The sequence below is a fragment of the Halomonas sp. genome, from assembly GCF_041689495.1.
GTDB lineage: Bacteria > Pseudomonadota > Gammaproteobacteria > Pseudomonadales > Halomonadaceae > Halomonas.
This window is the reverse complement of record NZ_JBDNGD010000436.1, coordinates 1-3170: the sequence shown is the minus strand read 5'-3', so window position 1 is coordinate 3170 and position 3170 is coordinate 1. Positions and strand designations below refer to the sequence as shown.

At 62.2% G+C, this 3170-nt stretch carries 4 protein-coding genes; all 4 read right to left on the bottom strand.

Features of this window, described 5'->3' with window-relative positions:
• Window positions 1–150: 150 nt before the first annotated feature.
• Entirely contained in the window at window positions 151–975 is an 825-nt protein-coding gene (locus tag ACESMD_RS13570) for a molybdopterin-dependent oxidoreductase (RefSeq protein ID WP_372614027.1), read from the bottom strand.
• Window positions 976–995: 20 nt separating this feature from the next.
• Window positions 996–1121 carry a hypothetical protein gene (locus tag ACESMD_RS13565; protein ID WP_372614025.1) on the bottom strand — a complete coding sequence of 42 codons (126 nt, stop codon included), beginning with the start codon at window positions 1119–1121 and terminating at the stop codon, window positions 996–998.
• A gap of 439 nt (window positions 1122–1560) precedes the next feature.
• Complete coding sequence (locus ACESMD_RS13560) at window positions 1561–2499, bottom strand: carbon-nitrogen hydrolase family protein (protein ID WP_372614023.1); 939 nt, start codon at window positions 2497–2499, stop codon at window positions 1561–1563.
• A 17-nt stretch (window positions 2500–2516) separates the two neighbouring features.
• A complete protein-coding gene (locus ACESMD_RS13555; protein ID WP_372614021.1) occupies window positions 2517–2951 on the bottom strand; it encodes a GFA family protein in 435 nt (144 codons plus the stop codon).
• Window positions 2952–3170: the final 219 nt, after the last annotated feature.

The window sequence follows — 3170 nt, the reverse complement described above, 5'->3', positions numbered from 1 at the left end:
GTCGCCTCGGTGCTGCGGGGCCTCGATCGCGGCGGAGTCGACGCTGTAGAGCACCAGCCAGATGCCGACACGCCGTACTGGAATTTCCCGCCAAGGTGGTCTCCCACAACCTGGACAAGAACCCCCTGGTCGCCGGCACACTGCAGGCATTCAGAGAGATCCCCGAGAACAGGCCCCTCGCGAGGGGCCTGTTGTGGATGGCCAATCGTGGATGGAAACGTCGGTGATCAGCCGGGGTCGGCCACCGTCGAGTAGGGGTTGTCCGGCATGAACGCTCTGGGGAGAGGCGGGCGGCGCGAGCCCTCCTTGGGCCCGTAGTTTTCCGCCAGATAGTCGAGGATGGCCGTCTCGGTCTCTGCCTGCAGCTGCCAGAGCCCCTGGGTGTCCTGCATCCACCGGATCAGCTTCTCCCAGTGATTGCGGGAGCCGCTGTTCTGGGTGACCAGGCTGGCCGAATGGCAGGCAGTGCAGTTGCTGCTCACCGTCTCCCACGATACCGCAGGCCTCGAGGACATCGCGCAAGCGCACGCCGGTAAAGGTCGGACAGGCCACGGCGCCGGTGGTCCACTGGTTGCCGCTGGCGGAGGGCACATACTCGCTGCGGCCATTGCCGCCGCACTCCACCTGGAGCTGGTAGGTGTGGTGCTCGAATTTCTCCTTGAGGTCGGCGATGGAGAAGCTCTGCGGGTTCGCGCAGGATTCACCGCCGATTTCCAGTTGCCAGGCGGCGACGTCGATGTTCTCCAATGCCGGCGGGATGCCGTTGTTGCGCACGAACATGACCTTTCCGGGGGTGATGTCGTCGTCGAGCAGGTGAGGCGGTGTCTCGGCATTGATGGGACGGTCGTTGAGTACGGCCAGTCCTTCCTTGCCTTTCAGGGTGAAGGGTTCGTCGCTCTGCGCCAGGGCGGCCGGGATCAGGCCGCCGGGCATGCGGTCGGCAAAGGGGATCGATCCACCCACGGCGACGGCCATGGCGAGCAGGCTGGAGCGTTTCAGGAACCCCGGCGGGTGACGGGGTCGACTTCCCGGTCCCAGAGCTTGCGATCCGCCGCCTCGGGATCCTCGGCATAGAGCTCATGGATGCCGCGTGTCTTGGCATCGGGGGGCAGTTTCTTCATGGCGTAACTCCTGTCATGCCCGGCTGGCAGGTGGCGGCCGGATCCTGTTGTCATTGTGCTGCCATAAAATAGATTAGCACCTCAGCAGGAAACCGGGTGGCCCCTATCTGTCAACGTGGCCCCTATCTGTCAACGTAGCTGTCACCTGAACGGAAGTGGCCAAGCAGGAAGGCATCTCGGTGGAGCAGCCCAAGCACCAGCAGATGCTCGGGGCGGCTTCTCGAACCCACTCGGTTGCTCTGTGTTCCCTTGATCTCCACTTCACGCCCCGCGTATGAGGCATCCACAACGGGTGATTAAGCGGGCGATCAGAGCGTCTTCATATAACGCCGAAGCTCACCGGCAACAAATGGCGCTCAGCGGAATTGCAGACCGGTGAGCGCCTTGTTGGGCAGGACACATCGAAGATTATCAGTCCCCTGTCCATAACCCTGCTCCATCAATCCGAGAATTCCGCCGGCTGGAGCGGTTTGCGGTTCACGGAGAGCGAAAAAATATCCGGCCGGGCATAGTGGCCGCAGACGTCCAGCGAGCGGCGCGCCCGCCGTGCCACTTCAATGTCAATCTCGGCATACAGGATACCTTTTTCGCGATGGAGTGGCCCGGCGATGACAGTACCGGACGGATCGACTACGACGGCGTTGCCGCCGTTGATCCACTCATCCGGCTCGAAGAGACTGTCGCGGTCGGGGAAATTCTCCGGCACGTCGCTTCCCTGCATGGCGGTAGCGGTTGCGATCGCCCAGCAGCCTGCCTCCCTGGCAATATGCCGCAATGTGGCAATATACGTTTCGCTACTGTCCCAGGTCGGGTTGACGTAGATCTGCAGATCCTGCGCATAGAGGGCGTAACGCGCCAGCGGCATGTAGCCCTCCCAGCAGATGAGGCAGCCCAGTCGGCCGGCGGGCGTATCGACGACTCTCAGGCCGCTGGCATCACCCATTCCCCACACCATGCGCTCTGGATTGGTCGGCATCAGTTTGCGATGGCGGTTGAGGAGCGTTCCGTCCGGGCCGATGACGACCACCGTATTGAACAGTGTCGTGCCCGAAAAGCTGCTGTCGATTTCGCTGATCCCCATCACGACGGTCACCGCATGTCGACTCGCCGCGTCCTGCAGCGGGCGCAGATCTTCGCGATCCAGATCGACTGCATTCTGGCGCAGTCTCGCGTGGATCTCGCCGGATAACGCCATGTCCCCGCCGGGTTTGAGCCGCCAGATCCAGGTCGGGTAGCCAGGGATATAGGCCTCGGGAAACACCAGTAGTGTGGCAACGGCGCCGGCGGCCTCATCGATCGACTCGACCGCCCGTGCAATGGTCTTGTCCCGGTCGAGCAGCACCGGGGGCTTTTGTATGACAGCGACTTTGGTGGACATGGCGACATTCTCCTTTCTCATTCGGGCAGCAAGACACCGGAGCCGCCCATCTCGGCAGGAACGTCCTGCTGTTTGGGCAGGCTGTCCTTGATGGGCAGAACAGTCTCCTGGTAGTGCACGTGCACGGCCGGCTTGAAGTCCAACGTCGGGATGATGGCGGCATAGACGTCGGTCAGGCCCATGGTGGGATGCTCGGTCAGAAGGTGGCCGCCGCACTGCTTGCACCATTTGCGAATGCTTCGTTCGGTCTTCTGGAACTCGCCAATGTGCTCGGCGCCTCGCGTGATACTCACGGCGTCCGGCTTCCACAGGGTGAAGCCATTGACCGGGCCGGCCGACCAGGCACGGCACGACTCGCAGTGGCAGTAACCCATCACGACGGGCTCGCCGGTCACGGTGAGTTCCACGGCTTGGCAGAAACAGGTTCCCTTACAGCTATTTTGGTCAGTCATGATAATCTCCTTTCGTTTGACCGCTGCTCGCCAGAGACAACGAACCTCATCTGGCAGCGCAGGCATGAATTTCAGTGCGTCTGTTCACTTGACTCCCATCGCCACCAGCATCTCACACGGGCCGACGAAGCCATCCGAACCCTCGAATTGCTTCAATTCGGCCTCGATTTCCCGCCAGGTATCGGCGCGCTCAGCGTCGGACAGTGTGGCCATCATCTG

Excerpts from the sequence above, each read along its gene's own strand:
- ACESMD_RS13570 (WP_372614027.1), bottom strand. The coding sequence starts at position 975 with ATGGCCGTCGCCGTGGGTGGATCGATCCCCTTTGCCGACCGCATGCCC.
- ACESMD_RS13565 (WP_372614025.1), bottom strand. The coding sequence starts at position 1,121 with ATGAAGAAACTGCCCCCCGATGCCAAGACACGCGGCATCCATGAGCTC.
- ACESMD_RS13560 (WP_372614023.1), bottom strand. The coding sequence starts at position 2,499 with ATGTCCACCAAAGTCGCTGTCATACAAAAGCCCCCGGTGCTGCTCGAC.
- ACESMD_RS13555 (WP_372614021.1), bottom strand. The coding sequence starts at position 2,951 with ATGACTGACCAAAATAGCTGTAAGGGAACCTGTTTCTGCCAAGCCGTG.